At 49.7% G+C, this 731-nt stretch carries 1 pseudogene; it reads left to right on the forward strand.

Annotation, left to right across the window (positions count from 1 at the left end):
- Positions 1 to 731 (forward strand): annotated as a pseudogene (locus tag HMPREF8571_RS11435) (hypothetical protein); the annotation flags it as partial.

Consider the following 731-nt stretch of genomic DNA (forward strand, 5'->3'; position numbering starts at 1 on the left):
TTCTGAAGCACTTGTCGATGCTGACTCAGAGGCTGATGTGCTTGCTGACTCTGACGCACTTGTTGATGCTGACTCAGAGGCTGATGTGCTTGCTGATTCTGAGGCACTTGTTGACGCTGACTCAGATGCTGATGTGCTTGCTGATTCTGAGGCACTTGTTGACGCTGACTCAGATGCTGATGTGCTTGCTGATTCTGAAGCACTTGTCGATGCTGATTCAGAAGCACTTGTTGATGCTGACTCAGATGCACTTGTTGATGCTGATTCTGAAGCACTTGTTGACGCTGACTCAGATGCACTTGTACTTGCTGACTCTGACGCGCTTGTTGACGCTGACTCTGAAGCTGATGTGCTTGCTGACTCTGACGCGCTTGTTGATGCTGACTCTGAAGCACTTGTACTTGCTGACTCAGAGGCAGACGTTGACGCCGATTCAGAAGCTGATGTACTTGCTGATTCTGACGCACTTGTTGACGCCGATTCAGAAGCTGATGTACTTGCTGATTCAGAGGCGCTTGTGCTTGCTGACTCAGATGCTGATGTTGATGCTGACTCAGATGCTGATGTGCTTGCTGATTCTGACGCACTTGTTGATGCGGATTCAGAAGCTGATGTACTTGCTGACTCAGATGCAGATGTTGATGCTGACTCAGATGCTGATGTGCTTGCTGATTCAGAGGCGCTTGTGCTTGCTGACTCAGATGCACTGGTTGATGCCGATTCAGAGGCGC

Source organism: Streptococcus mitis ATCC 6249 (assembly GCF_000146585.1).
Lineage (GTDB): Bacteria > Bacillota > Bacilli > Lactobacillales > Streptococcaceae > Streptococcus > Streptococcus mitis_AZ.